Origin of the sequence: Rhodococcus sp. BH4, assembly GCF_002079265.1 — a bacterium.
GTDB classification, from domain to species: domain Bacteria; phylum Actinomycetota; class Actinomycetes; order Mycobacteriales; family Mycobacteriaceae; genus Rhodococcus_F; species Rhodococcus_F qingshengii.
The window spans coordinates 3,447,403-3,472,170 of record NZ_CP014941.1 but is presented as its reverse complement, the minus strand read 5'-3'; the positions used below and the strand labels follow the sequence as shown (position 1 = coordinate 3,472,170).

General features: G+C 61.6%; 22 protein-coding genes and 1 tRNA gene. 12 read left to right on the top strand and 11 right to left on the bottom strand.

Annotated elements, in window-relative coordinates:
* Positions 1–2: 2 nt before the first annotated feature.
* Positions 3–79: transfer RNA gene (locus A0W34_RS16055), tRNA-Leu, on the bottom strand.
* A gap of 107 nt (positions 80–186) precedes the next feature.
* On the opposite strand from A0W34_RS16055, the gene A0W34_RS16050 reads away from it, so the two are divergent.
* Positions 187–804 carry an ANTAR domain-containing response regulator gene (locus A0W34_RS16050; protein WP_003944029.1) on the top strand — a complete coding sequence of 206 codons (618 nt, stop codon included), beginning with the start codon at positions 187–189 and terminating at the stop codon, positions 802–804.
* A 208-nt stretch (positions 805–1,012) separates the two neighbouring features.
* Positions 1,013–2,344: an ABC transporter substrate-binding protein gene (locus A0W34_RS16045; protein WP_003944031.1), complete on the top strand. Its 1,332-nt coding sequence runs from the start codon at positions 1,013–1,015 to the stop codon at positions 2,342–2,344.
* 71 nt (positions 2,345–2,415) lie between these two features.
* Here the strand turns inward: A0W34_RS16045 and A0W34_RS16040 are convergent, their stop codons facing one another.
* Genes A0W34_RS16040 through A0W34_RS16025 form a run of 4 tightly spaced genes read right to left on the bottom strand, consistent with a single transcriptional unit; the run spans position 2,416 to position 6,545 of the window.
* On the bottom strand, positions 2,416–3,222 hold the full coding sequence (locus A0W34_RS16040; protein WP_007728720.1) for an ABC transporter ATP-binding protein: 807 nt from the start codon (positions 3,220–3,222) through the stop codon (positions 2,416–2,418).
* Entirely contained in the window at positions 3,219–4,247 is a 1,029-nt protein-coding gene (locus A0W34_RS16035; RefSeq protein WP_063316078.1) for an ABC transporter ATP-binding protein, read from the bottom strand. Before A0W34_RS16035 ends, A0W34_RS16040 begins: the two co-directional genes overlap by 4 nt.
* Positions 4,240–5,229, bottom strand: a complete 990-nt coding sequence (locus tag A0W34_RS16030) for a branched-chain amino acid ABC transporter permease (protein ID WP_003944088.1) — start codon at positions 5,227–5,229, stop codon at positions 4,240–4,242. The genes A0W34_RS16035 and A0W34_RS16030 overlap by 8 nt, the downstream gene beginning before the upstream one ends.
* Before the next feature lie 5 nt (positions 5,230–5,234).
* Positions 5,235–6,545: a branched-chain amino acid ABC transporter permease gene (locus A0W34_RS16025; RefSeq protein WP_037126618.1), complete on the bottom strand. Its 1,311-nt coding sequence runs from the start codon at positions 6,543–6,545 to the stop codon at positions 5,235–5,237.
* A gap of 303 nt (positions 6,546–6,848) precedes the next feature.
* Here A0W34_RS16025 and polA point away from each other — a divergent pair, with 303 nt between their 5' ends.
* Positions 6,849–9,596, top strand: coding sequence for a DNA polymerase I (polA, locus tag A0W34_RS16020; protein ID WP_030536747.1), 2,748 nt, complete (start codon positions 6,849–6,851; stop codon positions 9,594–9,596).
* A gap of 58 nt (positions 9,597–9,654) precedes the next feature.
* Here polA and trxA read toward each other — a convergent pair whose 3' ends face one another.
* Positions 9,655–10,026 (bottom strand): thioredoxin, encoded by a 372-nt coding sequence (gene trxA, locus A0W34_RS16015; protein ID WP_003944106.1) that lies wholly within the window; start codon positions 10,024–10,026, stop codon positions 9,655–9,657.
* Between the two features lie 74 nt (positions 10,027–10,100).
* On the bottom strand, positions 10,101–11,096 hold the full coding sequence (locus A0W34_RS16010) for a helix-turn-helix domain-containing protein (RefSeq protein ID WP_081557929.1): 996 nt from the start codon (positions 11,094–11,096) through the stop codon (positions 10,101–10,103).
* A gap of 213 nt (positions 11,097–11,309) precedes the next feature.
* On the opposite strand from A0W34_RS16010, the gene A0W34_RS16000 reads away from it, so the two are divergent.
* Positions 11,310–12,239: a DMT family transporter gene (locus A0W34_RS16000; protein WP_081557928.1), complete on the top strand. Its 930-nt coding sequence runs from the start codon at positions 11,310–11,312 to the stop codon at positions 12,237–12,239.
* On the opposite strand, the gene A0W34_RS15995 is transcribed toward A0W34_RS16000, so the two are convergent.
* A complete protein-coding gene (locus A0W34_RS15995) occupies positions 12,184–12,759 on the bottom strand; it encodes a 2'-5' RNA ligase family protein (protein ID WP_198035647.1) in 576 nt (191 codons plus the stop codon). The genes A0W34_RS16000 and A0W34_RS15995 overlap by 56 nt on opposite strands.
* Between A0W34_RS15995 and A0W34_RS15990 the strand changes: the two genes are divergently transcribed.
* From A0W34_RS15990 to A0W34_RS15975, 4 genes are all read left to right on the top strand, one after another.
* A complete protein-coding gene (locus A0W34_RS15990) occupies positions 12,725–13,822 on the top strand; it encodes an isocitrate/isopropylmalate dehydrogenase family protein (protein ID WP_081558819.1) in 1,098 nt (365 codons plus the stop codon). The two genes, A0W34_RS15995 and A0W34_RS15990, sit on opposite strands and share 35 nt — an antisense overlap.
* A gap of 164 nt (positions 13,823–13,986) precedes the next feature.
* Positions 13,987–14,901 carry an ABC transporter substrate-binding protein gene (locus A0W34_RS15985; RefSeq protein WP_370852737.1) on the top strand — a complete coding sequence of 305 codons (915 nt, stop codon included), beginning with the start codon at positions 13,987–13,989 and terminating at the stop codon, positions 14,899–14,901.
* Positions 14,901–15,857, top strand: a complete 957-nt coding sequence (locus A0W34_RS15980) for an amino acid ABC transporter permease (RefSeq protein ID WP_003944035.1) — start codon at positions 14,901–14,903, stop codon at positions 15,855–15,857. Before A0W34_RS15985 ends, A0W34_RS15980 begins: the two co-directional genes overlap by 1 nt.
* Positions 15,854–16,615 carry an amino acid ABC transporter ATP-binding protein gene (locus tag A0W34_RS15975; protein WP_003944053.1) on the top strand — a complete coding sequence of 254 codons (762 nt, stop codon included), beginning with the start codon at positions 15,854–15,856 and terminating at the stop codon, positions 16,613–16,615. The genes A0W34_RS15980 and A0W34_RS15975 overlap by 4 nt, the downstream gene beginning before the upstream one ends.
* A 3-nt stretch (positions 16,616–16,618) precedes the next feature.
* Here the strand turns inward: A0W34_RS15975 and A0W34_RS15970 are convergent, their stop codons facing one another.
* The gene (locus A0W34_RS15970; protein ID WP_064112545.1) at positions 16,619–17,464 is read right to left on the bottom strand and encodes a class I SAM-dependent methyltransferase; all 846 of its coding nucleotides are present in this window, start codon (positions 17,462–17,464) and stop codon (positions 16,619–16,621) included.
* A 338-nt stretch (positions 17,465–17,802) separates the two neighbouring features.
* On the opposite strand from A0W34_RS15970, the gene rpsA reads away from it, so the two are divergent.
* Positions 17,803–19,290 carry a 30S ribosomal protein S1 gene (gene rpsA, locus A0W34_RS15965; RefSeq protein ID WP_003944095.1) on the top strand — a complete coding sequence of 496 codons (1,488 nt, stop codon included), beginning with the start codon at positions 17,803–17,805 and terminating at the stop codon, positions 19,288–19,290.
* A gap of 179 nt (positions 19,291–19,469) precedes the next feature.
* On the opposite strand, the gene A0W34_RS15960 is transcribed toward rpsA, so the two are convergent.
* Positions 19,470–19,685, bottom strand: coding sequence for a hypothetical protein (locus A0W34_RS15960; protein WP_003944056.1), 216 nt, complete (start codon positions 19,683–19,685; stop codon positions 19,470–19,472).
* Between the two features lie 159 nt (positions 19,686–19,844).
* Here A0W34_RS15960 and coaE point away from each other — a divergent pair, with 159 nt between their 5' ends.
* The gene (gene coaE, locus A0W34_RS15955; RefSeq protein WP_081557926.1) at positions 19,845–21,059 is read left to right on the top strand and encodes a dephospho-CoA kinase; all 1,215 of its coding nucleotides are present in this window, start codon (positions 19,845–19,847) and stop codon (positions 21,057–21,059) included.
* Positions 21,060–21,063: 4 nt separating this feature from the next.
* Here coaE and A0W34_RS15950 read toward each other — a convergent pair whose 3' ends face one another.
* Entirely contained in the window at positions 21,064–21,582 is a 519-nt protein-coding gene (locus A0W34_RS15950; protein WP_054187412.1) for a DUF402 domain-containing protein, read from the bottom strand.
* 86 nt (positions 21,583–21,668) lie between these two features.
* On the opposite strand from A0W34_RS15950, the gene uvrB reads away from it, so the two are divergent.
* Together uvrB and A0W34_RS15940 are read left to right on the top strand one after the other, a co-directional pair.
* Positions 21,669–23,831, top strand: a complete 2,163-nt coding sequence (uvrB, locus tag A0W34_RS15945) for an excinuclease ABC subunit UvrB (protein ID WP_007728743.1) — start codon at positions 21,669–21,671, stop codon at positions 23,829–23,831.
* 45 nt (positions 23,832–23,876) lie between these two features.
* Positions 23,877–24,752, top strand: coding sequence for an SCO6745 family protein (locus tag A0W34_RS15940; RefSeq protein WP_007728746.1), 876 nt, complete (start codon positions 23,877–23,879; stop codon positions 24,750–24,752).
* Positions 24,753–24,768: the final 16 nt, after the last annotated feature.

Sequence of the window (24,768 nt, the reverse complement as noted above, 5' to 3'; positions counted from 1 at the left end):
GGTGGTGCCCTCGGTGAGACTCGAACTCACACTGGACGGGTTTTGAATCCGTTTCCTCTGCCAATTGGGATACGAGGGCTTGTTGCGATGACTACATTAGAAGATGCGATTTCAATGTCAAACACCGGTACCCTCTAATCGTTCGCGTCTCGTGTCGGGGCGGTTCGATGGAGGAGGATGGTGGCCATGAATTCGCCGCAGCCGCAAGGCAATCAGCTCGCACCCCGTCGTGTTGTCGTCGCTGAAGACGAGGCGTTGATCCGCATGGATCTGGTCGAGATGCTCCGCGAAGAGGGCTACGACGTCGTCGGTGAGGCCGGTGACGGGCAGGTTGCGGTGGAGTTGGCCGAGTCGCTCAAGCCTGATCTGGTCATCATGGACGTGAAAATGCCCAGGAGAGACGGCATCGACGCCGCTTCGGAGATTGCCGCCAAACGCATCGCTCCTGTTGTCATTCTCACAGCGTTCAGTCAGCGCGAGTTGGTCGAGCGCGCACGCGATGCCGGCGCCATGGCTTACTTGGTCAAGCCGTTCTCGATCAGTGACCTCGTTCCCGCTGTCGAATTGGCGGTCAGTCGTTTCCGCGAGGTGACGGCGCTCGAGCGTGAGGTCGCTGATCTTTCGGACCGGCTCGAAGCACGCAAGCTGATCGAGCGAGCCAAGAGTGTTCTAATGGTTCGCCAAGCGCTCACCGAACCTGAGGCGTTCAAGTGGATTCAGCGCGCCGCGATGGATCGGCGCTCCACGATGAAGGCGGTCGCACAGGTCGTACTGGAAACTCTGGGCGGTGAACCGGACGCTTGAGCAAAGTGTCCGGGTTACCCGGTTGCTGCGTCGACCGTCGAAACGTCGCGCAGCGCTACAGCCGTGTAAACACTGTGCACCTTCAGATAACAGTCAGGTCACAGGGCTTTCTTGAAGGATCGCGAAACGGTTCCAAGGTCTAGCGTCTGATCCCACAGCGAGCGCCAGTTCGGGTGGCGCGAGCACCGGCTGATCTTAGGAGCGTGGGATGGCTAGACGAACACTTGTGCGTACTGCTGCAGTTCTCGGCGCGGCATCACTGGCACTTGCAGGCTGTAGCTCGGACAAGTCGGATGACTCGTCTTCGAGTGGCTCTACGTCCGGCGCTTCTGCCGCGACGACATCCGTCACGACTGATTGCACCCCGGAGCAGGCCAAGGCCGGCGCCACCCCGTCCACGGAAGCGCTGCGCATCGGCACGCTTCTTCCCGATACAGGCAGCTTGTCGTTCCTCGGGCCGCCGATGGTCGCGGGCACCCAGCTGGGAGTCAACGACGTCAATGCAGCCGGAGGCGTTCTCGGCCAACCGGTCCAGCTGATTCCCGGCGATTCGGGTGACACCACAACGGACACCGCCAATACCACCGTCGACCGCGAATTGGCTGCAGGCACTCAGGTCATCGTCGGCGCCGCGTCGTCTTCGGTCTCGCTCAAGGTGATCGACAAGATCGCCAGCGCAGGCGTCGTGATGTTCTCGCCTGCCAACACCTCGGACCAATTCGTCTGCTACCCAGACAAGGGCATGTACTTCCGCACCGCTCCGACGGACGTACTGCAGGCTCAGGCCGTCGCACAGCTCATTTCGGACGACGGTGGTCAGCGCGTAGCGATCATGGCCCTCAACGACCCGTACGGGACGGGTCTGGCGGACAACATCGAAAAGAATCTGATCGATTCGGGTGTCCCCTCCGATCAGATCGAGAAGATCATCTACGACCCGAACGCGCAGTCGTTCAACTCCGAAGTCGATCAAGTCAAGAACTTCAATCCGGATGCAGTGGCACTGGTGGGCTTCGAAGAGTCGGCGAAGATCATCACGCGCATGCACGAAGTGGGCATCGGCCCGTCGGACGGAATGGCGATGTACGGCGTCGACGGCAACATGGGCAACGCTCTCGGCGAATCCGTGGCGAAGCCGTTGCTCGACACCATGCAGGGAACGACGCCCCTGACGGACGTCGGAGCTGCCTTCCAGGATCGTCTGAAGGCTGTGAACCCCTCTCTGATCGACTTCAACTACGCCGGAGAGTCATACGACGCGGTGGTGATCTCAGCGCTCGCTGCCGAGCAGGCGAAGTCGACGGCCGGTACCGACATCGCGGCCAACATCAACAGCGTCACCGAAGGCGGCACCAAGTGCACGTCCTACGTCGAGTGCCTGCCGTTGGTGAAGGCGGGAACCGACATCGACTACGACGGCATCACCGGTGAGTTGGACTTCAACGATTCGGGGGAGCCGTCCATCGGTTCGTACGGAAAGCTCAAGTTCGGCCCTGAGAACACCCTGACCACAGAAGGATTCGTGGTGGTGGGCAAGTAAGTCGTGGGCAGGTAAGCAGCCAACGAGAATGGGCCAGGGTCTCGCGACCCTGGCCCATTCTCGTGTCTGTACTACTTCTCTTTGCTTCCAGCGAGCGTTCCCAAGTACAACTCGATCACCTTGGGGTCGTTCATCAGATTGGCGCCGGTGTCGGTGTACGCGTTCTTACCCTGATCGAGTACGTAACCGCGGTCGCAGATCTGAAGGCAGCGGCGCGCGTTCTGCTCGACCATGATGACCGAGACACCCGCAGCATTGATCTTCTTGCAGCGGATGAACACCTCGTCCTGGAACATGGGGGACAGGCCCGCGGACGGTTCGTCGAGCAGCAGCACCGACGGATCCATCATCAGGGCCCGGCCCATCGCGACCATCTGGCGTTCGCCGCCGGAGAGTGCGCCGGCCTTCACCTTTCGTCGTTCACTCAGAAGAGGGAACAGTTCACTCACGAAGGCGAATCGTTCCGCGAATGCCTTGGGCCGCAGATAGATGCCCATTTCGAGGTTTTCTTCGATGGTCAGAGTCTGAAAGACGTTCTGTGTCTGAGGGACGTACCCGACTCCCTTCTGAACGAGGACGTGAGCGGGCGCAGACGTGATGTTGTCCTCGCGTAGGGTGACCGACCCTTCGCGTACCGGTATCAGTCCGAACAGTGATTTCAGGAGTGTCGATTTGCCTGCGCCGTTCGGTCCGATGATCCCGACGATTTCCCCTTCCTTCAGGAAGAAGTTGCATTCACGCAGGATGTTGACGCCGGGAATGTAGCCCGCGACGAGGCTGTCGGCGCGGAGCAGGGCACCTGCCGACAGTCGCTGATGCTCCTCGGCCGTCGCGGCGAACTCTGCAGGCGTGAGTGAACGTGCGTGGTTCTCGCTCATGGCTTCTCGTGCCTTCCGCGCGGTTCCTCGGGACTCGATTCCAGCGTCGCGGCGAGATCGGCCGGAAGGTTGTCGATGTCGGGTTCCGACAGGTCCCCGCCCGTCTCGAGGGTTTCGACCTCGGCTTCAGCCAGGGCGGCGGCCAGAACGGCCGTCTCGCCCACCGGATTTCCGTTGTCGTCGAACTCGAGGGCCTGGTCATGGTGGCTGCCCAGATATGCGTCGACGACGGCTGTGTTGGACGAGAGTTCGTCCGGGGTGGATTCGGCGATGACGCTGCCCTGCGCCATGACCACCACCCAATCGCTGATGTCTCGGATCACGTCCATGTCGTGCTCGACGAACACGACGGTCATTCCGTCGTCGCGCAATGACTTGATGTGTCCGAGCAGGCTTTGCGTCAGAGCAGGATTGACCCCCGCCATCGGTTCGTCCAGCATCACCACCGAGGGCGAGGTCATGAGTGCGCGAGCCATTTCGAGCAGTTTGCGCTGCCCACCGGAGAGTGAACCGGCGAGGTCGTCGGCCTTGGTGTCGAGTTTGAATCGTGCGAGGAGTTCGTTGGCGCGTTCGGTGATCTCGCGTTCCTGGCCTTTCCAGATCCACGGGACGAGAGATGCAAAAATGCGTTCACCACGTTGGCCGGTGGCACCGAGACGTACGTTGTCCAGCACGGTGAGTTTGGAGAGCGCCTTGGTCAACTGGAACGTCCGTACCACTCCTTTCCTGGCTACCTGGTGGGGATACATGCGGCCCAGCGATTGACCGTCCATCGACCACGTACCGGTGTCCGGCCGGTCGAATCCGGTAAGGAGGTTGAAGAGCGTCGTTTTTCCGGCACCGTTTGGACCGATCAGACCCGTGATGCACCCTCGTTGAATCTCGAGGTGATCGACGTCGACGGCCTTGAGACCGCCGAACGTCCGCGAGACGTTGTCAGCGACCAACACCGGGTCGGGTTTCGCCGATCCGGGAAGGTGAGGAACGTCGGCAAAGATCTTTGCTCTGGTATCGGCGTCAAGCATTGAGTTGCACCTCCCGCTTGTTACCCAGTATTCCCTGCGGTCTGAAGACCATCAGGAGAGCAATCATCAATCCGAGCAGGACATACCTGGTGGCCCCGACCTGTTGTTCGGTCAGCGAGAGCAGCGGATTCTCGCCGGAGATCGCCTGACGCAGCAAGGCATCAGGGATGGCGAGGAGGAACCAGAACAACATTGCGCCGACCACCGGGCCGAATACCGTTGCCGCCCCGCCCAGAATCAGTGCGCCGAACGCGAAGAACGTCTGCGCGGTCGAGTAGAAGTCCGGGTTGATGGACTTGGTCTGCAAAGCGTTGAACACCCCGGCCAGACCACCGATCACGCCGCCGAGAACCAGCGCCTGCATCTTGTACACGAACACGTTCTTGCCCAACGATCGCGCTGCGTCCTCGTCTTCGCGAACCGCCTTGAGGACGCGCCCCCACGGGCTGTGCGTCAACAGGTAGACAAATCCGCACAAGATCAAGACCAGGGTCCACCCCACGACCATCGACCAGAGGTCGTCTCCGTAGAACTTCACGCCGAGAAACGAGTATTGCTTGGCCGAGTCGAACGGGCTCAGTGCGGTGAACGGATCTGCGAAACCGAAGAGGCCGTTGGTGGAACCGGTCACCGAATCCGACGCGGTCGAGCGGAAGATCAGACGCAAGATCTCCGAGGCCGCGATGGTGACGATGGCGAGATAGTCGGCGCGCAGACGCAGCGTCGGAATACCGAGCACGAGCGCGAGAAGGCCGGCTGCGGTGAGTCCGACGAGGATGCCGAGCCAGAGCGGCTGGTCGTAGGTCACGGTCATGATGCCGACGCCGTAGCCGCCGAGAAGGGCAAAACCGATCTGACCGAAATTGAGCAGTCCGGCGTAGCCGAAGTGCAGGTTCAACCCGATTGCCAACAGTGCGTAGAAGATTGCCGACGGCCCGATCAGCTGGGCGAAGGAAACCTGGAAAGCTCCCATGATGTCCATGTTCGTCACCCGATCCTTTGTCTGGATCCGAGGATGCCCTGGGGGCGAACCACGAGGATCACGATCAAGACGAGAAGTCCGCCGATGTATTTGAGGTCTGGGTTGATGATGAGCGTCGAGAGTTGGACCAGAAGTCCCACGATGACGCAGCCGAGTAGCGCCCCGTACGCGGTTCCCAGACCACCGAGGGTGATTCCGGCGAACATGAGCAGCAACAGTTTGAAGCCCATTTCCCACTGGACGCGTCCGCCGAGCTCGGAGATACCGAACAGCACACCGCCGAGGGCGGCCAATCCGCCGCCGAGACCCCAGACGAACATGATCACGCGCTCGACGTTGATACCGGACGAGGCGGCGAGGTCACGATTGTCGGAGACGGCACGCATGGCCTTTCCGATGCGAGTCTTCTGCAGAAGCAGTGCGACGCCGACCAGGACGACCAGACTGACGATCATGACTATCGCGTTGGCGTCGGTCAGTGCGATCGGGCCCCAGTTCTTCTCGACCTGGCCCTGGTAGTCGTCGAACGGTTCGGCGCGGTCGGAGAAGAAGATCAGGATCAAGTAGCGCAATGAAATCGCGAGACCGATCGAGACCACCAATTGCGCGATCAACCCGGTCTTGCGCTTACGCAGTGGTTTCCAGACGATTCCGTTGGTCAGCAGGCCGATGCCGATGCCGACGAAGATCGCGAGGATCGTGGCGGGAATCAGCGGAACGCCGAAGGACGTGTTGATCACCCAGGCAGCAACGGCTCCCAACGTCACCATCTCGCCGTGAGCGAAGTTGGTCAGGCCAGTGGTGCCGTAGATCAGGCTCAAACCCACACCGGCGATCGCGATCACGAGGCCGAACCGCAGACCGTCGACCGTCGTGCGGATCAGCTTCTCGCCGAAGCTGACATTCGAGGCGGTACGTACCTCGCCGAACGAGAAGATCACGGTGTTCGCGCGGCCGGCCACCACCTCGCGTTCGACAGCGGCTTGCACACTGACCCCGTCGGGAAGTGTGTCGGCAACGATCTCGAAGGTGTAGGTGCCCGGTGCCACGGCCAGTTCCCAACGGCCGTTCGATGCCGATTCTCCGGTGGCGACTTCCGTGCCGGAAGAATCGAGTGCACGGACGGTGACGCCCTCGAGGCGTGTGCCGCCGTTGTTGAGATTGCCGCTGACGGGGACAGCGTTGTCGGGAACCGGTGCTGTCGGTGTTGCGGATGCTGTCGGGGTCGGCGGTGTAGGGGAAGTGGTCGGTTCCTGAGCCGAAGCAATTCCGGCCAGGCTGAGTAATGCGAAGAACGTCAGTAATGCAAAGGCCAGTAGTCGGCTGAGTGTCGCGAGGGTCTGCCGTTTCACTACGGGTGGGGCCACGTACGTCCTCCGAGCGGGTCGGGAATAGCGCGTCTGGACAAAGGTGCCGCGCAGCACAGGGATTGTTTCGTTGCTGCGATTTCCGGACTCTAACGGCTCCGTTCGCTTCAGATGGGGTTCTGAGATTTCCGGGATGTTTCGGTTCCGTATCGAAGGCCGAAGGCTGCATCAATTGTCCGATTCTTGTGTCTGTTCCTGCGTAAACAACGGCGAAGGCGTCGATGTCGGTCGCGATCCCTAGACTGATGAACCGTGAGCCCCGCAACCACAACTCGGTCCAGCACGTCCACCGCTTCAGCCGGCACCACCGGCAAGGCGGACGATCGCCCTCTTCTGATGCTTCTCGACGGGCATTCGTTGGCATTTCGCGCCTTCTATGCGCTGCCTGCAGAGAACTTCAAGACACACAGTGGGCAGGCCACCAACGCGGTGTACGGCTTCACGTCGATGTTGATCAACCTTCTTCGTGACGAGCAGCCCACCCACCTGGCCGCGGCCTTCGACGTGTCGCGTCAGACGTTTCGCGCCGACCTGTTCCCCGAATACAAGGCGCAGCGCGCGAAGGCTCCGGACGAATTCAAGGGCCAGATCGACATCACCAAGGACGTTCTCGGCGCGCTGGGCATCCCGGTCATGGCCGAGGAAGGTTTCGAAGCCGACGACGTGATCGCCACCTTGACCACGCAGGCGGAGGCACTCGGATACCGGGTTCTCGTCGTGACCGGTGACCGTGACTCGCTGCAACTGGTGACCGACAACGTCACTGTGCTCTACCCGAAGAAGGGTGTCTCGGAGCTCACCCGATTCACGCCGACGGCCGTAGAGGAGAAGTACAGCCTCAGCCCGGCGCAGTATCCCGATTTTGCTGCCCTGCGCGGCGACCCGAGTGACAACCTCCCCGGCATCCCCGGCGTCGGCGAGAAGACCGCCACCAAGTGGATCCGTGAGTACGGCGACCTGCAGGGACTGGTCGACAACGTGGACAAGGTCCGCGGCAAGGTGGGCGACTCACTGCGGGAGAACCTCGCGAACGTCCTGCTCAATCGTCAGCTCACCGAAATGGTTCGCGACGTTCCCTTGCCGTACACGCCCGAGCAGTTGGTGTTGGCCCCGTGGGACCGCGAGAAGATTCATGCGTTGTTCGACGATCTCGAGTTCAAGGTTCTCCGCGATCGACTGTTCGCGACCCTGTCGTCGTCCGAGCCCGAAGCAGAGGAAGGGTTCGAGGTCAGCGGCGACGCACTCGCCCCGGGTGCGGTTGCCGCGTGGCTCGACGCCCACGCACGAACCGGTGAGCGTCACGGCGTGACGGTGCTCGGAACCAGAACTCCGTTCGCCGGCGACGTCACTGCACTCGCGATCGCGGCCTCCGACGGTGAATGTGCATACATCGCGGCGTCGACGGCAACACCGGAAGACGAAGCAGCTCTCGGTGATTGGCTCGCCGACGCATCGCAGCCGAAGGCGCTGCACGAAGCCAAGTGGGCGATCCATGCTCTGCGTGGGCGTGGTTGGACGCTCGGTGGACTGACCAGCGACACTGCTCTGGCCGCGTACCTCGTCCGGCCGGGCCAGCGCAGCTTCAATCTCGACGACCTCTCGCTCCGCTACCTCAAGCGTGAACTGCGCGCCGAAACATCCGGCCAGGAACAGCTTTCACTGCTCGACGACACCGAGCAGCTCGATGCCGAAGCGGCCGAGACCGCGATGCTCAGCGCTCAGGCCGTTCTCGACTTGGCAGCTGCACTGGACACCGAGTTGGAGTCGATCGAATCCAAGTCGCTCCTCTCCGACATGGAACTGCCGTTGACGATCGAGCTCGCTCAGATCGAGGCCACCGGCATCGCCGTCGACAGCGCGCATCTGCACGATCTTCAGAGCCGTTTCGCCTCCCAGGTCGCCGACGCCGCAAACTCCGCCTACGAGGTGATCGACAAGCAGATCAACCTGGGTTCGCCGAAGCAACTGCAGGTGGTCTTGTTCGAAGAACTCGACATGCCCAAGACGAAGAAGACGAAGACGGGCTACACCACCGACGCCGAGGCGTTGCAGGGTCTGTTCGACAAGACAGGACACCCGTTCCTCGAACACCTTCTCGCGCATCGTGATGCGACGCGTATGAAGGTGACCGTCGACGGTCTTCTCAAGGCCGTAGCCGAAGACGGACGCATTCACACGACGTTCAATCAGACGGTTGCCGCGACCGGACGCCTGTCGTCGACCGATCCGAACTTGCAGAACATCCCGGTGCGAAACGACGCGGGGCGCGAGATTCGCGACGGATTCGTAGTCGGGCAGGGGTTCGACGTTCTGCTCACTGCCGACTACAGCCAGATCGAAATGCGCATCATGGCGCACGTGTCAGGCGACGAGGGGCTGATCGAGGCATTCAACACCGGTGAGGACCTGCACAGCTTTGTCGGCTCGCGCGCATTCGGTGTACCGATCGAAGAGGTGACTCCAGAACTGCGGCGCCGGGTCAAGGCGATGTCGTACGGTCTGGCCTACGGGCTCAGTGCCTACGGATTGGCGTCGCAGCTGAAGATTTCGACCGAAGAAGCGAAGCAGCAGATGGATGCGTACTTCGCTCGTTTCGGCGGCGTGCGGGATTACCTCCACGCGGTGGTCGAGCAGGCACGTAAGGACGGCTACACCTCGACGCTCTACGGTCGTCGTCGCTACCTGCCGGACCTCAACAGCGACAACCGTCAGCGTCGTGAGGTTGCCGAACGTGCTGCCCTCAATGCGCCGATCCAGGGCACTGCGGCCGACATCATCAAGGTCGCGATGATCAACGTGCAGAAGGCTCTCGCCGACGCCGGATTGAAGTCGCGCATGCTGTTGCAGGTGCACGACGAATTGGTGCTCGAAGTGGTTGCCTCCGAGTTGGAGGAGGTCACCGCGCTGGTCAAGGACAAGATGGCCACAGCCATCGAGCTGTCGGTACCTCTGGATGTTTCGGTGGGAACCGGTCGAAGCTGGGACAGCGCGGCTCACTAGGCAACAACGAAAAAGGCTGGGCCGGAATCGACTTCGATTCCGGCCCAGCCATTTCACGCTATTCAGCAGATGCGGTCTGCTCTGCGATCTGCTTGCGGACCTCGTCCATGTCGAGTGCCTTGACCTGAGTGACGAGCTCTTCGAGCTGAGCGGCGGGAAGCGCGCCGGCCTGGTTGAACACGAGTACGCCTTCGCGGAAGGCCATGATCGTGGGGATGGAGCGGATGTTGGCGGCCGCTGCGATTCCCTGCTCGGCCTCGGTGTCGACCTTGGCGTGAACGACGTCGGCATGCTTCTCCGAAGAGGCTTCGAACGTCGGTGCGAACTGGCGGCACGGGCCGCACCAGGAGGCCCAGAAGTCCACGAGGACGACGTCGCTGCCGTTGATCGTTTCGTCGAAGTTCTGCTGGGTGAGTGTCTGGGTGGCCACAGGGGTCCTTTCCATTGTGCGGGCTGTTGGTGTGTGCAACGCCCCGGAACCGCTGATTCTTCCCTGAGCCGATTTCAGCTTGCGTTCTCGGTCGCCCGAAACGTCCGGCGGTAGGCCTGCGGCGTGGTGCAACGCAGACGAATGAAGTGCTGGCGAAGCACGGCACCGCCGCCGAATCCGACGCGTTCTGCGATGACGTCGACGGAGAGGTCGGAATTCTCGAGGAGGTGTTGGGCGGCCAGTACTCGCTGATCGCTGAGCCAGCGGGCGGGGGTTGTTCCCGTTTCCGCTTGGAAACGGCGCGCGAACGTGCGCGCGGACATGTTCGCGCGGGCTGCGACCATGCCCACAGTGAGGTCGAGGGCGAGGTTCTCCGTCATCCAGTCGAGGAGCGGGGCAAGGGTTGCACTCGGCGTCGAGGCGAGGGGAGTGGCAACGTACTGGGCTTGCCCACCGTCACGATGGGGCGGCACCACCATCCTTCTCGCGATGCCATTGGCAACGCGAGAACCCTGTTCTTTTCGGACGATGTGCAGGCACAGGTCGATTCCTGCCGCGGTGCCTGCGCTGGTGAACACCGGATCTTCGTCCACGTACAACACGTCCGGATCGACCTTGGCTTCCGGATACGTCTGGGCAAGCCTCTCTGCATGCCGCCAATGCGTCGTGCATCGCCTTCCGTCCAGTAGTCCAGCCGCCCCGAGGACGAACGCTCCGGTGCACAGACTCGCCACCTTGGCGCCCCGGGCTACGGCCTGGTTGAGTTTGACCAACAGGGGATCGACACTCGAGTCGGGACTCGGTGAGCACATGTACGCGTCGCCGGCGTCGTAGGTTCCGCCGGCGGACACGACGATGAGGTCGGCGTCGTCGAGAGAATCGAGGTTGTACGGAACATCGATGTTGTACCCGAACCGCGTTCGGATCGGACCCGGAACTGCGGCGATCAGAGAGAAGTCGTACGTGGGGAGGCCGTCGTCGGATCGGTCGAAGCCGAAGACTTCACATGCCACGCCGAGTTCGAACGCCTCGGTCATCGGCATCAGTGGGACCACCACTTTCGCGAGCATCTTTCGAGTGTGACAGAAAAACAGGAAAGTGGCAGAAAATCGTCCAAGTCTGGCTTTTCTGCCACTACTGCCACGTGGGACATTCCGTCAGGCTGGACACATGGCAATCATCGTCGTCAGCCTCTTGGTCCTACTGGTCCTGAACGTACTAGCTCTTGCCGGCCGAACGCCCGACACTCGTCACGACGTCAGTCCGCACGGAGACTTCACCCTTTGAGGGCAAGTCTGGCCTTTCAATACACCGCAGCTGCGGTGGTGTGGGGAGCCAGTTTCCTCTTCATGAAGATCGGGCTCGAAGGTCTGTCCTTCACGCAGGTAGTTCTGTGGCGCTTGGTCTTCGGTGCGCTCGCGCTGGTTCTCGTGTCAGCGGTCAGCCGGATCGGCCTACCGAGGGAATTTCGTGTCTGGAAGCACCTGGCTTTTCTCGCAGCGACGCAATGCATCGTTCCGTGGCTGCTGTTCAGTTGGGCCGAGCAAAACATGTCCTCGGGACTCGCGAGCATCTACAACGCCACCACGCCACTGATGACTATGGCTGTCTCCCTTGCCTTTCTGCCGGGGGAGACGCTGACGCGATACAAGTCGCTGGGGTTGCTTCTCGGATTCGGTGGGGTGCTGATCGTATTGGCGCCGTGGAATCTCGGCGTCGGCGGAAGTGTGAGTGCTCAGTTCGCTTGCCTGGGAGCGACTGCGTCGTACGGGATTTCGTTTGTCTACCTCAGGCGTTTCGTGCTTCCTCTCGGCGTCGACACCCGCACGGTCGCGTTATTGCAGATCAGTATCGGTGCATTCGTGATGGTTCTGGCCTCTCCGGTCGTCGCAAACACGCCGATGCACCTGACGCCGGCAGTTGTCCTGTCGATGATTGCTCTGGGCGCACTGGGGACCGGGCTCGCATTCATCTGGAACACCAATGTCGTTCAGGGGTGGGGGCCGACTGCGGCGTCCACCGTCACTTATCTCAGTCCAGTGGTGGGCGTCGCTCTCGGCGCAATAGTCTTGGACGAATGCGTTGGCTGGAATCAGCCGGTTGGTGCACTCGTGGTGATCGCGGGAATCCTGGTGACCCGACGTGCAACCCGCTCTGTCACAGCGGCGGTGTCAGTAACCATTCCGTCTTCTGTTCGCCGTCCCAGCGCCTGATCGCGCCGCTGCGCCCGTGAATCACGTCGGTACCGAGCAGGGCGATGGCTTCACCCAGACGTGCAGGTTCGACGCGTCGGGCGAGCGTCACATGAGGAGTCCACGCGCCGGGCTCGACGTGGGCGGGAAGTGCCGTCGAGCCAACGGTTGCCTCGGCTATTTCTCGGTGCAGGTGAAGGAGTGCGCGCGAAGGAATGACCGAGCGCGCCAAGACCATCTGCTTGCCGCCGAACACGATGTAGCCACCGAGTCGGACCTCGAAGTCCGGGGCCGAGAAGCGCCGCTTCAACAGTCCGTCGATCTCCGCGGGGATCTCACGGGCGACGAACAGTGTGATGTGCGGACGGTTGGACGGGCTGTGATGAGAGGCCTGACTTGGTAAACCGGCGTCGGCGAGAAGCTGCCACTGTGCTCGGACTGCCGACTCACTCACTGGATCGAGGAGCAATTCCACCGACTGGACCATGGTGAGCAATGATTGCCTGATGACAGGTGCGAGCGCAATCGGTACTTCGGCCATGCGGCTGGGACTCATGCACGGCGACGGAATCGGCCACGAAATCGTCCCGGCGACACGGCAGATCGTGGATGCGGCGCTGTCATCGGTTCATGCTCCGCCCGTCGAGTGGGTCGAGCTTCCGCTCGGGAGTACGGCCATCGACACTCACGGCACGCCGATTCCCGACGAAACCATCGATGCGTTGGGGCAGCTGCAGGGTTGGATTCTCGGACCCCACGACAGTGCGTCCTATCCGGAGAGGTTTCGCGGACAACTCACACCCGGCGGCGTCATCCGGAAAAAGTTCGAGTTGTTCGCGAACATCCGACCGGCAGCAGCGTTCCCCGGTGTCAAGGCGATGGTCCCCGACATCGATCTGGTGATTGTCCGTGAGAACACCGAGGGGTTGTACGCGGATCGGAACATGGCAGTCGGCAGCGGTGAATTCATGCCGACGCCCGACATCGCGCTGGCCGTCGGTGTGTTCACCCGCGCTGCGTGTGAACGGATCGCACGCACTGCCTTCGCGTTGGCGTCGCGACGGCGCAATCACGTCACGATCGTCCACAAAGCCAACGTCCTCACACTGACCACCGGCCTGTTCCGTGACGCCTGCCGAACCGTCGCTGCGGAGTACCCGCACGTCGTTGTCGACGACGAGCACGTCGACGCGATGGCGGCGCACCTGGTTCGGCGCGGCGGCGACTTCGATGTCGTGGTGACCGAAAACATGTTCGGCGACATCTTATCGGATCTGGCGGGCGAGCTGTCCGGTTCACTCGGAACCGCGCCGTCGATCAACGCTTCCGAGACGCAGGTCATGGCTCAGGCTGCGCACGGTGCCGCACCCGACATCGCCGGGAAGAATCGGGCGAACCCGACGGCACTGTTCCTCTCGAGTGCAATGATGCTCGACTGGCTCGGTGATGCGCGTGGCGATCGGTTGTTGTCTGCGGCAGCACGCCGGATTTCAGATGCCGTTCGCACGACCATCGCGTCGGGCATCGCGACCGCCGACCTCGGCGGTTTGGCATCGACCAGCGAATTTTCCGAAGTCGTGTACGCACACACTCTGCGTCGCTGATTCTTGTACGACAGGCCGGAATCTTGCGAAGTCGGCGACGGTGGAACTCCTGCCGTAACCTACCGTTCGACTGAATTTCGGATGGACGTTGCAAGTGCGGCGATCGACGAGTGGAGAGCAGAGTCGTGGTCGATGAAAACGCACGGGCACCAAGGCCACGTGGCGTGAGTTATGGCTCGAGCAGTGGCGGGCGTATCCGCACCAACGTGGTGCGAGTCTTGTTGGTGGGCTTGATCGTCGCACTGTGCGGCGGGTGTGTGACCAACAACGAGGGCCTCGTTCCGGAGGGGCCGCCACTTGACATCCAGAAGGTGCCCGAGATCGCCGCCCTGTTGCCCCCGAACGTCAGGGAGTCGGGCAAGCTGCAGGTCGGGGTCAACATTCCTTACGCACCAAACGAATTCAAAGATGAGAATGGCAAAATCGTCGGCTTCGACGTCGACATCATGAACGCAGTGGCGACTGTGCTCGGGGTCGAAGCTGTCTATAACCAGGCCGACTTCGACAAGATCATCCCCGCTATCCAGTCGGGAAGCTACGACCTCGGCATGTCTTCGTTCACCGACTCCAAGGAGCGGGAGAAGTCGGTCGACTTCGTCACGTACTACAGCGCAGGTATCCAGTGGGCTCAGCGGCCGGACAATCCCGTGGACCCGAACAATGCGTGTGGGTTGCGAGTGGCGGTACAGACCACAACTACCGAGGACATCGACGAAGTACCCGCCAAGAGCGAGGCATGCGTTGCTGCGGGCAAGCCGCCCATCGAGAAGATCAAGTACGACAGTCAGGACGATGCGGCCAACGCACTCATCCTGGGTCGAGTCGACGCGTTGTCTGCGGATTCACCGGTGACCGGCTACGCGATCAAACGGAGTAAGGGGCGGATGGAAGCTGCGGGTCAGCCCTTTGATTCCGCGCCGTACGGCTGGCCGATCGTGAAGGGTTCCGCCCTTGGTCCCGCCCTGCAGCAGGCAATGCAGTACCTGATCGACAACGGCGTCTATCAACAGATCGCGCAGACCTGGAGTGTCGAGGCCGGCGTCATCGAAGTATCCAAGATCAACGGCGCGGAAAGCTGATGAACATGACAACAACTGAGACTGGCGATCCGGCGCCGATCAAGGCGATCCCACTGCGCAGACCGGGCCGATGGGTCGCAGCAGTCGTGGTGGTGGTCCTGGTGGGGCTCTTTATCTACGGTTCGGCGACCAATGAACAGTTCGGCTGGGCGACTTACCGCCAGTACCTCTTCGACGCTCGAATTTCGAAGGCCGCCTGGGTCACCATTCAACTGACAATTCTGTCGATGGCAGCCGCGATCGTTCTGGGCATCGTCCTCGCGGTAATGCGGCTGTCGCCGAACCCGGTGCTGAAGTCCGCTGCCTGGGTGTATTTGTGGGTCTTCCGCGGCACGCCCGTTTACGTCCAGCTCGTCTTCTGGGGTCTCTTCCCCTCCATATACAAGAGCATCGATCTCGGCGTTCCGTTCGTCCATCAGTTCGTGCATTTCGACATGCAGGATCTCCAGGCGGCGTTTCTCTTCGCAGTCATCGGACTCGCATTGAACGAGGCGGCGTACATGGCCGAAATCGTCCGTGCAGGTATCGCCTCGGTCAACGAAGGTCAGACCGAAGCGTCAGTGGCTTTGGGAATGACGTGGGGCCAGACGATGCGGCGAACGGTCCTTCCCCAGGCGATGCGGGTGATCATCCCACCGACCGGCAACGAATTGATCAGCTTGCTCAAGACGACTTCGCTGGTGACCGCAGTGCCGTTGAGTACCGAACTCTACGGACGAGCGAGAGACATATCCGGTGCAAATTTCGAGCCGATCCCACTCTTGATGGTCGCGGTTACGTGGTACCTCGCAATGACCAGTGTTCTCATGGTCGGCCAGTACTACGTCGAACGCCACTATTCGAAAGGGTCGACGAGGACGCTCACCACTCGCCAGCTTCAGGCACTCGCCGACGCACAGGGCAAAGAAACGGTAGTGGAGACACTCCCGGATATTCCAGGAGGAGAACGCAGATGACACCGATGGTCAAGGCAGACCGGGTCTGTAAGAACTTCGGCGCGCTCGAGGTTCTCAAAGGGGTCTCACTCGAAATCGATCCCGGCCAAGTTCTGTGCCTCGTCGGGCCGTCCGGGTCGGGCAAGTCGACGTTCTTGCGCTGCATCAATCACCTCGAGCAGGTCAACGCCGGCCGACTGTACGTCGACGGCGACCTGGTGGGCTACTCGGAGAAGAACGGAAAACTGTACGAACTTCACCCGCGAGCAGCGGCCAAACAGCGCCGCGACATCGGGATGGTGTTTCAGCACTTCAATCTGTTCCCGCACCGCACCGCTCTCGAGAACATCATCGAAGCGCCGACGCAGGTGAAGCGCGTCAGTAAGAAGAAGGCTGTCGAACGAGCGAAGGACCTCCTCGATCAGGTCGGGTTGAGCGCCAAAGCCAACGCCTACCCGGCCCAGTTGTCGGGTGGTCAGCAGCAAAGAGTTGCCATCGCCCGCGCTCTCGCGATGGACCCGAAGCTCATGCTGTTCGACGAGCCGACGTCCGCGCTCGACCCCGAACTGGTCGGTGAAGTTCTCACCGTGATGAAGCAGTTGGCCAAAGAAGGCATGACGATGGTGGTCGTCACTCACGAGATGGGTTTCGCCCGCGAGGTCGCCGACCAGTTGGTGTTCATGGACGGGGGAGTTGTGGTCGAGGCAGGCGAGCCGCGGGAACTCCTGGCCAATCCTCAGCACGACCGGACCAAGGCTTTCCTGTCGAAGCTGCTGTAGCCGTCAGGGTTTGACGGCGCTGAAAATTGCAGTGCCCGGAAAGAGTTGGCCGCGCAGGGGACTCCACTGTCCCCATTCGCGGTCCAACCACTCCGGCCATTCGGGCTCGATGATGTCGCGCACCTGAAGTCCGGCGGCGACGATCTCACGAACCCGGTCGCCGATGGTGCGGTGATGCTCGACGTAGGTGGGGACTCCGTTGTCATCGACCTCGACATACGGGGTGCGGTCGAAGTAGGGGAGGGTCGCGGTCAAGCCTTTCGGCCCGGGATCGTCGGGGAAGATCCATCGAATCGGATGGTTGACGGCAAAGACCCACGATCCGCCGGGACGGAGAACCCGGGCGACTTCGTTCATCACTCGCTGCGAATCGGCAACGAACGGGACGGCGCCGAACGCGGAACAGACGATGTCGAAACTCCCGTCGGCAAACGGCAGGAGTTCCGCACTTGCCTGAATCAACGGGACTGCCGGCCCGCCGGCATTCATCGCGTCCTGCCCGCGGGCGAGCATCCCCATCGAGATGTCGAGACCGACGGCCCGAGCACCGTGTCCGGCGAGCCATCGGGCGCACGGCGCGGAGCCGCAACCCACTTCCAATATGTCTTTGTCGACTATGTCGCCGAGCAAGTGGTGATCGCCCTCGTGCAGCCCTTCGGGGCACCAGACGAATTCACCTTCCGCGCTGTTCACGCCCAGAAACTCGCCGTGGGTTCGGTGGTAATCGTCGGCGTCGGCGTCCCACCACGCCCGGCTGGCGCGGTCGCTGGCACTCGAATCGACACGGACTCGGCCGACGCCGCTGGTACCGAGAATGGAATTGGCAGCGGCATGGCGCTCGTCAGACATGAACAACACAGTAGAACGGGTGATGCGGGCGCAGGGTACCCGGGTTTGCCCGGCAAGATAGCCGACGCGTAGTCTTACTCACGCGAGTGTCTGTCATCCGATCGATTGTCTATACGAGATCTTTACCAAGGTCTCGGAATCAGTCGGACCGAGGGAGCTCGCGGTGCGCTTCCGCGGTGTGGAATGTGATCCGGTATTCGGTTGTTCGTTATTGATGCAGCTGGGTACTTCGATCTAGTACTTCACAAAAGTACTTCCAACATTTGTACGCCACAGTTGCGCATCTCGTCCGACAAAATCCATCAACCGACCACAACTCGTCCGGAGCAATTCAACATATGCCCTCCACAACCGTCACCTCGCCGCAGGTTGCCATTAACGACATTGGCTCCGCCGAGGACTTCCTCGCCGCCATCGATGCCACGATCAAGTACTTCAACGATGGCGACATCGTCGAAGGAACCATCGTCAAGGTCGACCGCGACGAGGTTCTGCTCGACATCGGTTACAAGACCGAAGGCGTCATCCCTTCTCGTGAGCTCTCCATCAAGCACGACGTCGACCCCAACGAGGTCGTCTCCGTGGGAGATGCGGTCGAGGCTCTCGTCCTCACCAAGGAGGACAAAGAAGGTCGACTGATCCTGTCGAAGAAGCGCGCTCAGTACGAGCGTGCCTGGGGCACCATCGAGGAGCTCAAGGAGAAGGACGAGGCCGTCAAGGGCACCGTCATCGAGGTCGTCAAGGGCGGCCTCATCCTTGACATCGGTCTTCGTGGCTTCCTCCCCGCTTCGCTCGTCGAAATGCGTCGCGTCCGCGACCTCCAGCCGTACGTCGGCAAGGAGATCGAGGCCAAGATCATCGAGCTCGACAAGAACCGCAACAACGTGGTCCTGTCGCGCCGCGCATGGCTCGAGCAGACTCAGTCCGAGGTTCGCAGCGAATTCCTGCACCAGCTCCAGAAGGGCCAGGTCCGCAAGGGCGTCGTGTCCTCCATCGTCAACTTCGGTGCATTCGTGGACCTGGGCGGCGTAGACGGTCTGGTTCACGTTTCCGAGCTGTCTTGGAAGCACATCGATCACCCGTCCGAGGTTGTCGAGGTCGGCACCGAGGTCACCGTCGAGGTTCTCGACGTCGACCTGGACCGCGAGCGCGTCTCCCTGTCGCTCAAGGCAACGCAGGAAGATCCGTGGCGTCAGTTCGCCCGCACGCACGCCATCGGCCAGATCGTGCCCGGCAAGGTCACGAAGCTGGTTCCGTTCGGTGCATTCGTGCGCGTCGAAGAGGGAATCGAAGGCCTCGTTCACATCTCGGAGCTCGCTGAGCGCCACGTCGAGGTTCCGGACCAGGTTGTCGGCGTCGGCGACGATGCACTCGTCAAGGTCATCGACATCGACCTCGAGCGTCGTCGTATCTCGCTGTCGCTGAAGCAGGCCAACGAGGATTACAACGCCGAGTTCGATCCGTCCAAGTACGGCATGGCCGACTCGTACGACGAGCAGGGCAACTACATCTTCCCCGAGGGCTTCGATCCCGAGACCAACGAATGGCTCGAGGGCTTCGACAAGCAGCGTGAAGAGTGGGAGAACCGCTACGCCGAGGCTGAACGTCGCCACAAGATGCACACCGCTCAGATGGAGAAGACCGCTGCAGACGAGGCCGCTGAGGCTGCCACCGCTGCTGCCGGCTACTCCTCGGAGACGGCTGCTGCAGACGACGCCGAGGCTCCGGCTGCTGCCGGCTCCGCTCCGGCCGAGTCCGCTGGCGGATCGCTTGCCAGCGATGCACAGCTCGCCGCACTTCGCGAGAAGCTGTCGGGCAACGCATAAGGATTACCGCTTGATCTGATCAGGCGAGATCTGTGAAGAACCCCGCCCCTGCACGTGCAGGGGCGGGGTTCTTCTCTCTGCCAGGTGTCACTTGCGAGCGAAGAATCAATTCAGTGAGTGAACACAAAAATGACCGGCACCGAAGGGTTGCCGGTCATTTTGTACTTTGTGAAGAGAACTCAGTTTGCGGGAGCAGGCACCCAGTAGGTGGCGGTCGCTTCGGCTGTGCGCTTACGCATCGACGCGAAGCTGTGTCGGCCTTGGCTCACGAGCATCGTGAACCACGTACGACGGTGCTCTGCCAGGGCAAAAGCAACTTCGGGAAACTCTATGCAGTGCACGCCGTTCGGCATTCCGAGGCGGTGCTGACCGTGATGGTCGCGATCTGCTCGCATGGCGTCCACTTTCTCGAGAAGGTGCAGGTACAGGTGCGTTCGCTAGAACATAACCGCACGGTCACCGAAATTGTGGTATTTGAGCCTCGAACGCCCCGGCGTGTTCGATCAGTAGGCGTGTCTGAATCTCTCGGGCGCGGAGATGAGAGACTGTCGAGTGTGTTGAGAGTTGGCCTCACTGGAGGCATCGGAGCCGGTAAGTCGACAGTGTCGAAAATCCTCAGCGAACTGGGAGCCGTCATCGTCGACGCCGACCTGATCGCCCGAGAAGTGGTCGAGCCCGGTACTCCGGGACTTGCCGCTCTGGTCGATGCATTCGGCGACGGGATTCTGTCCGAGGACGGCAGCCTCAACCGACCCGCGCTGGCGTCGTTGGCGTTTGCCGACGACACGTCACGCGGAACTCTCAACGGCATCCTCCACCCACTGATCGGTGCGCGGACGATGGAGCAGATTTCGTCTGCGCCGTCGGATGCAGTGCTCGTTCAAGATATTCCGCTGTTGGTCGAGGGTTCGATGGCGCCGGCATTCAATCTGGTCGTCATCGTTTACGTCGACGAGGAGGAACGAGTTCGACGCTTGGTGGGCTCGCGCGGCATGCCTGAATCCGACGCTCGTGCGCGCATCGCAGCGCAGGCAAATGACGATCAGCGTCGTGCTGTTGCCGACGTGTGGCTCGACAACAGCGGAGAGCCGGGTTCACTCGACGACGTGGTCCGCGACTTGTGGGCGAATCGACTTGTTCCCTTCGAGAAGAACCTCCGCGAGGGCACGGTAGTGCGCGCACTGCCCGAGCTGACTCCAGCCGACCCGTCGTGGCCGGTGCAGGCCGAACGAATCATCGGCCGGTTGTCGTTGGCGTCCGGTGACCGCGCGCGCCGTATCGATCACATCGGATCGACCGCAGTGCCTGGTCTCGATGCCAAGGACGTGATCGACATTCAGATCACTGTCGAGCACCTCGGCGTTGCCGACGACCTCGCGGAAGATCTGGCCGCTGCCGGGTTCCCCCGGATCGAGCACATCGTCGCCGACGACCCGAAACCGTCGTACCTCGGTGGTGAGACCGATCCGGCGGTGTGGGCGAAGCGAATTCACGGAAGCGCCGATCCAGGGCGCCGCGCGAACATCCACATTCGGGTGGATGGTTGGCCGGGTCAGCAGTTCGCGATCCTCTTCCGTGACTGGCTTCGCGCCGATGCGTCGGCGCGTGCCGAATATGCCGAACTCAAGGTCAAGGCAGCCGAGAGTGCCGCAGGCATCGACGACTACGCCGCTGCGATCGACGCCTATCTGGGAGTCAAGACGCCGTGGTTCGACGCCGCTTTCCACCGGGCATGGGAGTGGGCCGAGAAATCAGGCTGGTCCCTCTAACCACTCAGCGCCACGTGACCGGCATGCCCACCGAGGTGAGCCAGGCGTCGAGATCGTGACCGTGGGCGGCGATGCCGTCGATAGCGCGGGCCGCGTTCAGCATCGCACGCTCTGACGTCTTCGGGTCGAGAATCCCGGCGGTGTTCGCCTCGAGCAATTCGTCGACGTCGAGCAATTCGACGCTGCGTCCGGTCTGCACGATCAGGTCGAGGTAGTGGTCCTCGGACGTCCAGACCTGGTCGCCGCGGATGAAGTCGCCGATGTCGACATAGAAATCCCAGTCTCGGATGTGTTCCGGGGTGAAGTGCAGGATCGACGCCCGAATTCCGAGTTCGGGAATGATCCAGGACTCCAGGTAGTGAAACCGGGGATGGTCGGCGTGGCGCGCCATGTACAACCCCCACGGTTCTTCGCGGTAGTGCTCGACCGGGCGAACGAAGCCCTTGGGATCGACGTTGGTGCGAGCTGCGATGTCGAAGGTTTCGACCTTCGGCCGGTGAATGTGGGGACGTTCCTCGCTCATGGTCGAAGAACCTACCGCCGAACTGCATTTTCGGCTGAACGCGGACGAGCGGGCATTGTGTCGGTAGGTGCGCTTACCCTGGTTTCATGGCGTTTGCTTCCGAACATCCCGTGGTCGCGCATTCCGAGTTTCGGCCGGTTGGTGACATCGAGCGCTCAGACGCGCGCTTCGAGGTCGTCAGCCCGTACGAACCGGCAGGCGATCAGCCGGCAGCTATCGCCGAGCTGGAGAAACGGATCAACGAGGGGGAGAAGGACGTAGTCCTCCTCGGTGCGACCGGTACCGGCAAGTCGGCCACGACTGCGTGGTTGATCGAGAAGCTGCAGCGCCCGGCTCTGGTGATGGCTCCGAACAAGACTTTGGCGGCTCAGCTCGCGAACGAGCTTCGGGAAATGCTACCCAACAACGCGGTCGAGTACTTCGTCTCGTACTACGACTACTACCAACCCGAGGCGTACATCGCCCAGACGGACACCTACATCGAGAAGGATTCGTCCGTCAACGACGATGTCGAGCGGCTGCGCCACTCGGCGACGTCCAGCCTTCTGTCACGACGGGACGTGGTCGTGGTGGCATCGGTGTCGTGCATCTACGGCCTCGGTACACCGCAGTCGTACCTCGATCGCTCGATTCAGCTGGACGTCGGTGTGGAGGTACCGCGGGATGCGTTCCTGCGTCTGCTCGTCGACGTTCAGTACAACCGCAACGACATGGCGTTCACGCGAGGTTCGTTCCGCGTGCGCGGCGACACGGTCGAGATCATTCCGTCGTACGAAGAGCTGGCGGTCCGCATCGAATTCTTCGGTGACGAGATCGAGGCACTGTACTACCTCCATCCACTGACTGGTGACATCGTTCGCCAGGTCGACACGGTTCGTATCTTCCCGGCGACGCACTACGTCGCCGGCCCTGAACGCATGGAGCGTGCCGCCAAGGACATCGAGGCGGAACTCGAAGAGCGACTCGCCGAGCTCGAAGGCAAGGGCAAGCTCCTCGAGGCTCAGCGTCTGCGCATGCGTACGCAATACGACCTCGAGATGATCAAACAGGTCGGATTCTGCTCCGGCATCGAGAACTACTCGCGCCACATCGACGGCCGTGGCCCTGGAACTGCCCCCGCAACCTTGATCGACTACTTCCCGGAAGATTTCCTTCTGGTCATCGACGAGTCGCACGTGACGGTTCCTCAGATCGGCGCCATGTACGAGGGCGATATGTCGCGCAAGCGAAACCTGGTCGAGTTCGGATTCCGGCTACCGTCGGCAACAGACAACCGCCCTCTGACTTGGGAAGAATTCAGTCAGCGGATCGGTCAGACCGTCTACTTGTCGGCGACACCAGGTAAGTACGAGTTGGGTCAGTCCGGCGGTGAGTTCGTCGAGCAGGTGATCCGCCCGACCGGATTGATCGATCCCGAGGTCATCGTCAAACCCACCAAGGGACAGATCGACGATCTCGTTCACGAAATCCGCGAGCGAGCGGAACGTGACGAGCGTGTGCTGGTCACGACGTTGACCAAGAAGATGTCGGAAGATCTGACCGATTACCTGCTCGAACTCGGTATTCGCGTCCGCTACCTGCACTCGGATATCGATACGCTCCGGCGAGTCGAGTTGCTCCGTCAGCTCCGCCTGGGGGAGTACGACGTGCTGGTCGGCATCAACCTCCTGCGTGAGGGACTCGACCTTCCCGAGGTGTCGCTGGTCGCGATTCTCGATGCCGACAAAGAAGGTTTCCTACGTAGCTCCACCAGCCTCATTCAGACGATCGGCCGAGCGGCTCGAAATGTATCCGGTCAAGTGCACATGTATGCGGACAAGATCACCGCTTCCATGGCGCAGGCCATCGAGGAAACCGAGCGACGACGCGAGAAGCAGGTCGCCTACAACGAGAAGATGGGCGTCGACCCACAACCTCTACGCAAGAAGATCGCGGACATTCTCGATCAGGTGTACGAGGAGGCAGAGGACACCGCGGCGTCCGTGGACGTCGGTGGTTCGGGTCGCAATGCGACGCGTGGTCGGCGTGCGCAGGGTGAGGCCGGTCGTGCGGTCAGTGCGGGTGTGTACGAGGGGCGCGACACCAAATCGATGCCTCGCGCCGAATTGGCAGATCTGGTCAAGGAACTCACCGATCAGATGATGAACGCTGCCCGCGACCTTCAGTTCGAGTTGGCTGGGCGATTGCGAGACGAAATCTCGGATTTGAAGAAGGAGCTTCGAGGAATGGACGCCGCGGGTCTCAAGTAGGTCGCCTCGCGTGCGTTCGTGCTTTCGACCGCTACGGTTTCAGGTATGGATGCACAGACTGCAGGCAAGACCGCGCGGACTCTCGAACTTCTCCATTCCTTGGCGTACTTCGTCCCGGAGACGGAGAAGGAACTTGTCGGCGTCGGGTTGGAGCCTGGCCGAATGGTGTACTTTGCCGGGCGATCAGCTCCGCTCGGCGCTCCACCCGCGACTGTCGTCACGGCCACCTTCTTCAACTTCAATCCTGAATTGATCGCCAGTGTCATCCCACGTGCCTGGGAATTGGCAAGGCCCACAGAGGTTGTCGCCGCGCGGTATCGGGCAATCGACGCGGCGTACGTCCGCCTGTTCGGTGCAGACGTGACAGGATCGGCGGACATGGCCGAGGCCGCCGAACTCGTGTCGATCGCTGCCCAGAACATTCCTGGAGTGGACGGCCGCCCTCTGTACGCGGGTTGGGCGTCGCTCGACTGGCCGGCCGAGCCGCACCTGCGTTTCTGGCACGCGCTGACACTGCTGCGTGAGTATCGCGGTGACGGCCACATTGCGGCCCTTCAGACCGCGGGATTGAACGGCCTGGACGCGTTGATCACGCACACCGCGACGGGAATCGGGTTTCAGCGCAAATTCGCGCAGACTCGTCGCGGATGGTCGCAGGAACAGTGGGACGAGGCCGTCGAGAGTTTGAAGGACCGCGAACTGCTGGATCGTTCGTCCGGTGCGCTGACCGAGGACGGGCAGGACTTGCGTGACGTCGTCGAAGACCTGACGGACGACCTCGCTTTGGCTCCGTGGGATGCGCTGGGTGAGGAGGGTGCCAAGCGGTTGCTGGAATTGGCGACGCCGTGGCGTACCGCCCTGGTCGAGCAGGAAGTATTTCCGGCGGCGCTGTTCGGGCCCCGCTTTGGCAAACTTCGCTGAGTGGTCACCACCGAAC

Coding starts and splice junctions, on each gene's coding strand:
- A0W34_RS16030 (WP_003944088.1), bottom strand. CDS start 5,229: ATGGACATCATGGGAGCTTTCCAGGTTTCCTTCGCCCAGCTGATCGGG.
- A0W34_RS16035 (WP_063316078.1), bottom strand. CDS start 4,247: ATGCTTGACGCCGATACCAGAGCAAAGATCTTTGCCGACGTTCCTCAC.
- A0W34_RS16045 (WP_003944031.1), top strand. CDS start 1,013: ATGGCTAGACGAACACTTGTGCGTACTGCTGCAGTTCTCGGCGCGGCA.
- A0W34_RS15970 (WP_064112545.1), bottom strand. CDS start 17,464: ATGTCTGACGAGCGCCATGCCGCTGCCAATTCCATTCTCGGTACCAGC.
- A0W34_RS16040 (WP_007728720.1), bottom strand. CDS start 3,222: ATGAGCGAGAACCACGCACGTTCACTCACGCCTGCAGAGTTCGCCGCG.
- A0W34_RS15960 (WP_003944056.1), bottom strand. CDS start 19,685: ATGCGAGCAGATCGCGACCATCACGGTCAGCACCGCCTCGGAATGCCG.
- A0W34_RS15990 (WP_081558819.1), top strand. CDS start 12,725: ATGACAGGTGCGAGCGCAATCGGTACTTCGGCCATGCGGCTGGGACTC.
- A0W34_RS15975 (WP_003944053.1), top strand. CDS start 15,854: ATGACACCGATGGTCAAGGCAGACCGGGTCTGTAAGAACTTCGGCGCG.
- A0W34_RS15995 (WP_198035647.1), bottom strand. CDS start 12,759: ATGGCCGAAGTACCGATTGCGCTCGCACCTGTCATCAGGCAATCATTG.
- A0W34_RS15980 (WP_003944035.1), top strand. CDS start 14,901: ATGAACATGACAACAACTGAGACTGGCGATCCGGCGCCGATCAAGGCG.
- A0W34_RS15940 (WP_007728746.1), top strand. CDS start 23,877: ATGGATGCACAGACTGCAGGCAAGACCGCGCGGACTCTCGAACTTCTC.
- A0W34_RS15950 (WP_054187412.1), bottom strand. CDS start 21,582: ATGAGCGAGGAACGTCCCCACATTCACCGGCCGAAGGTCGAAACCTTC.
- uvrB (WP_007728743.1), top strand. CDS start 21,669: ATGGCGTTTGCTTCCGAACATCCCGTGGTCGCGCATTCCGAGTTTCGG.
- A0W34_RS16010 (WP_081557929.1), bottom strand. CDS start 11,096: ATGCTCGCGAAAGTGGTGGTCCCACTGATGCCGATGACCGAGGCGTTC.
- rpsA (WP_003944095.1), top strand. CDS start 17,803: ATGCCCTCCACAACCGTCACCTCGCCGCAGGTTGCCATTAACGACATT.
- A0W34_RS16050 (WP_003944029.1), top strand. CDS start 187: ATGAATTCGCCGCAGCCGCAAGGCAATCAGCTCGCACCCCGTCGTGTT.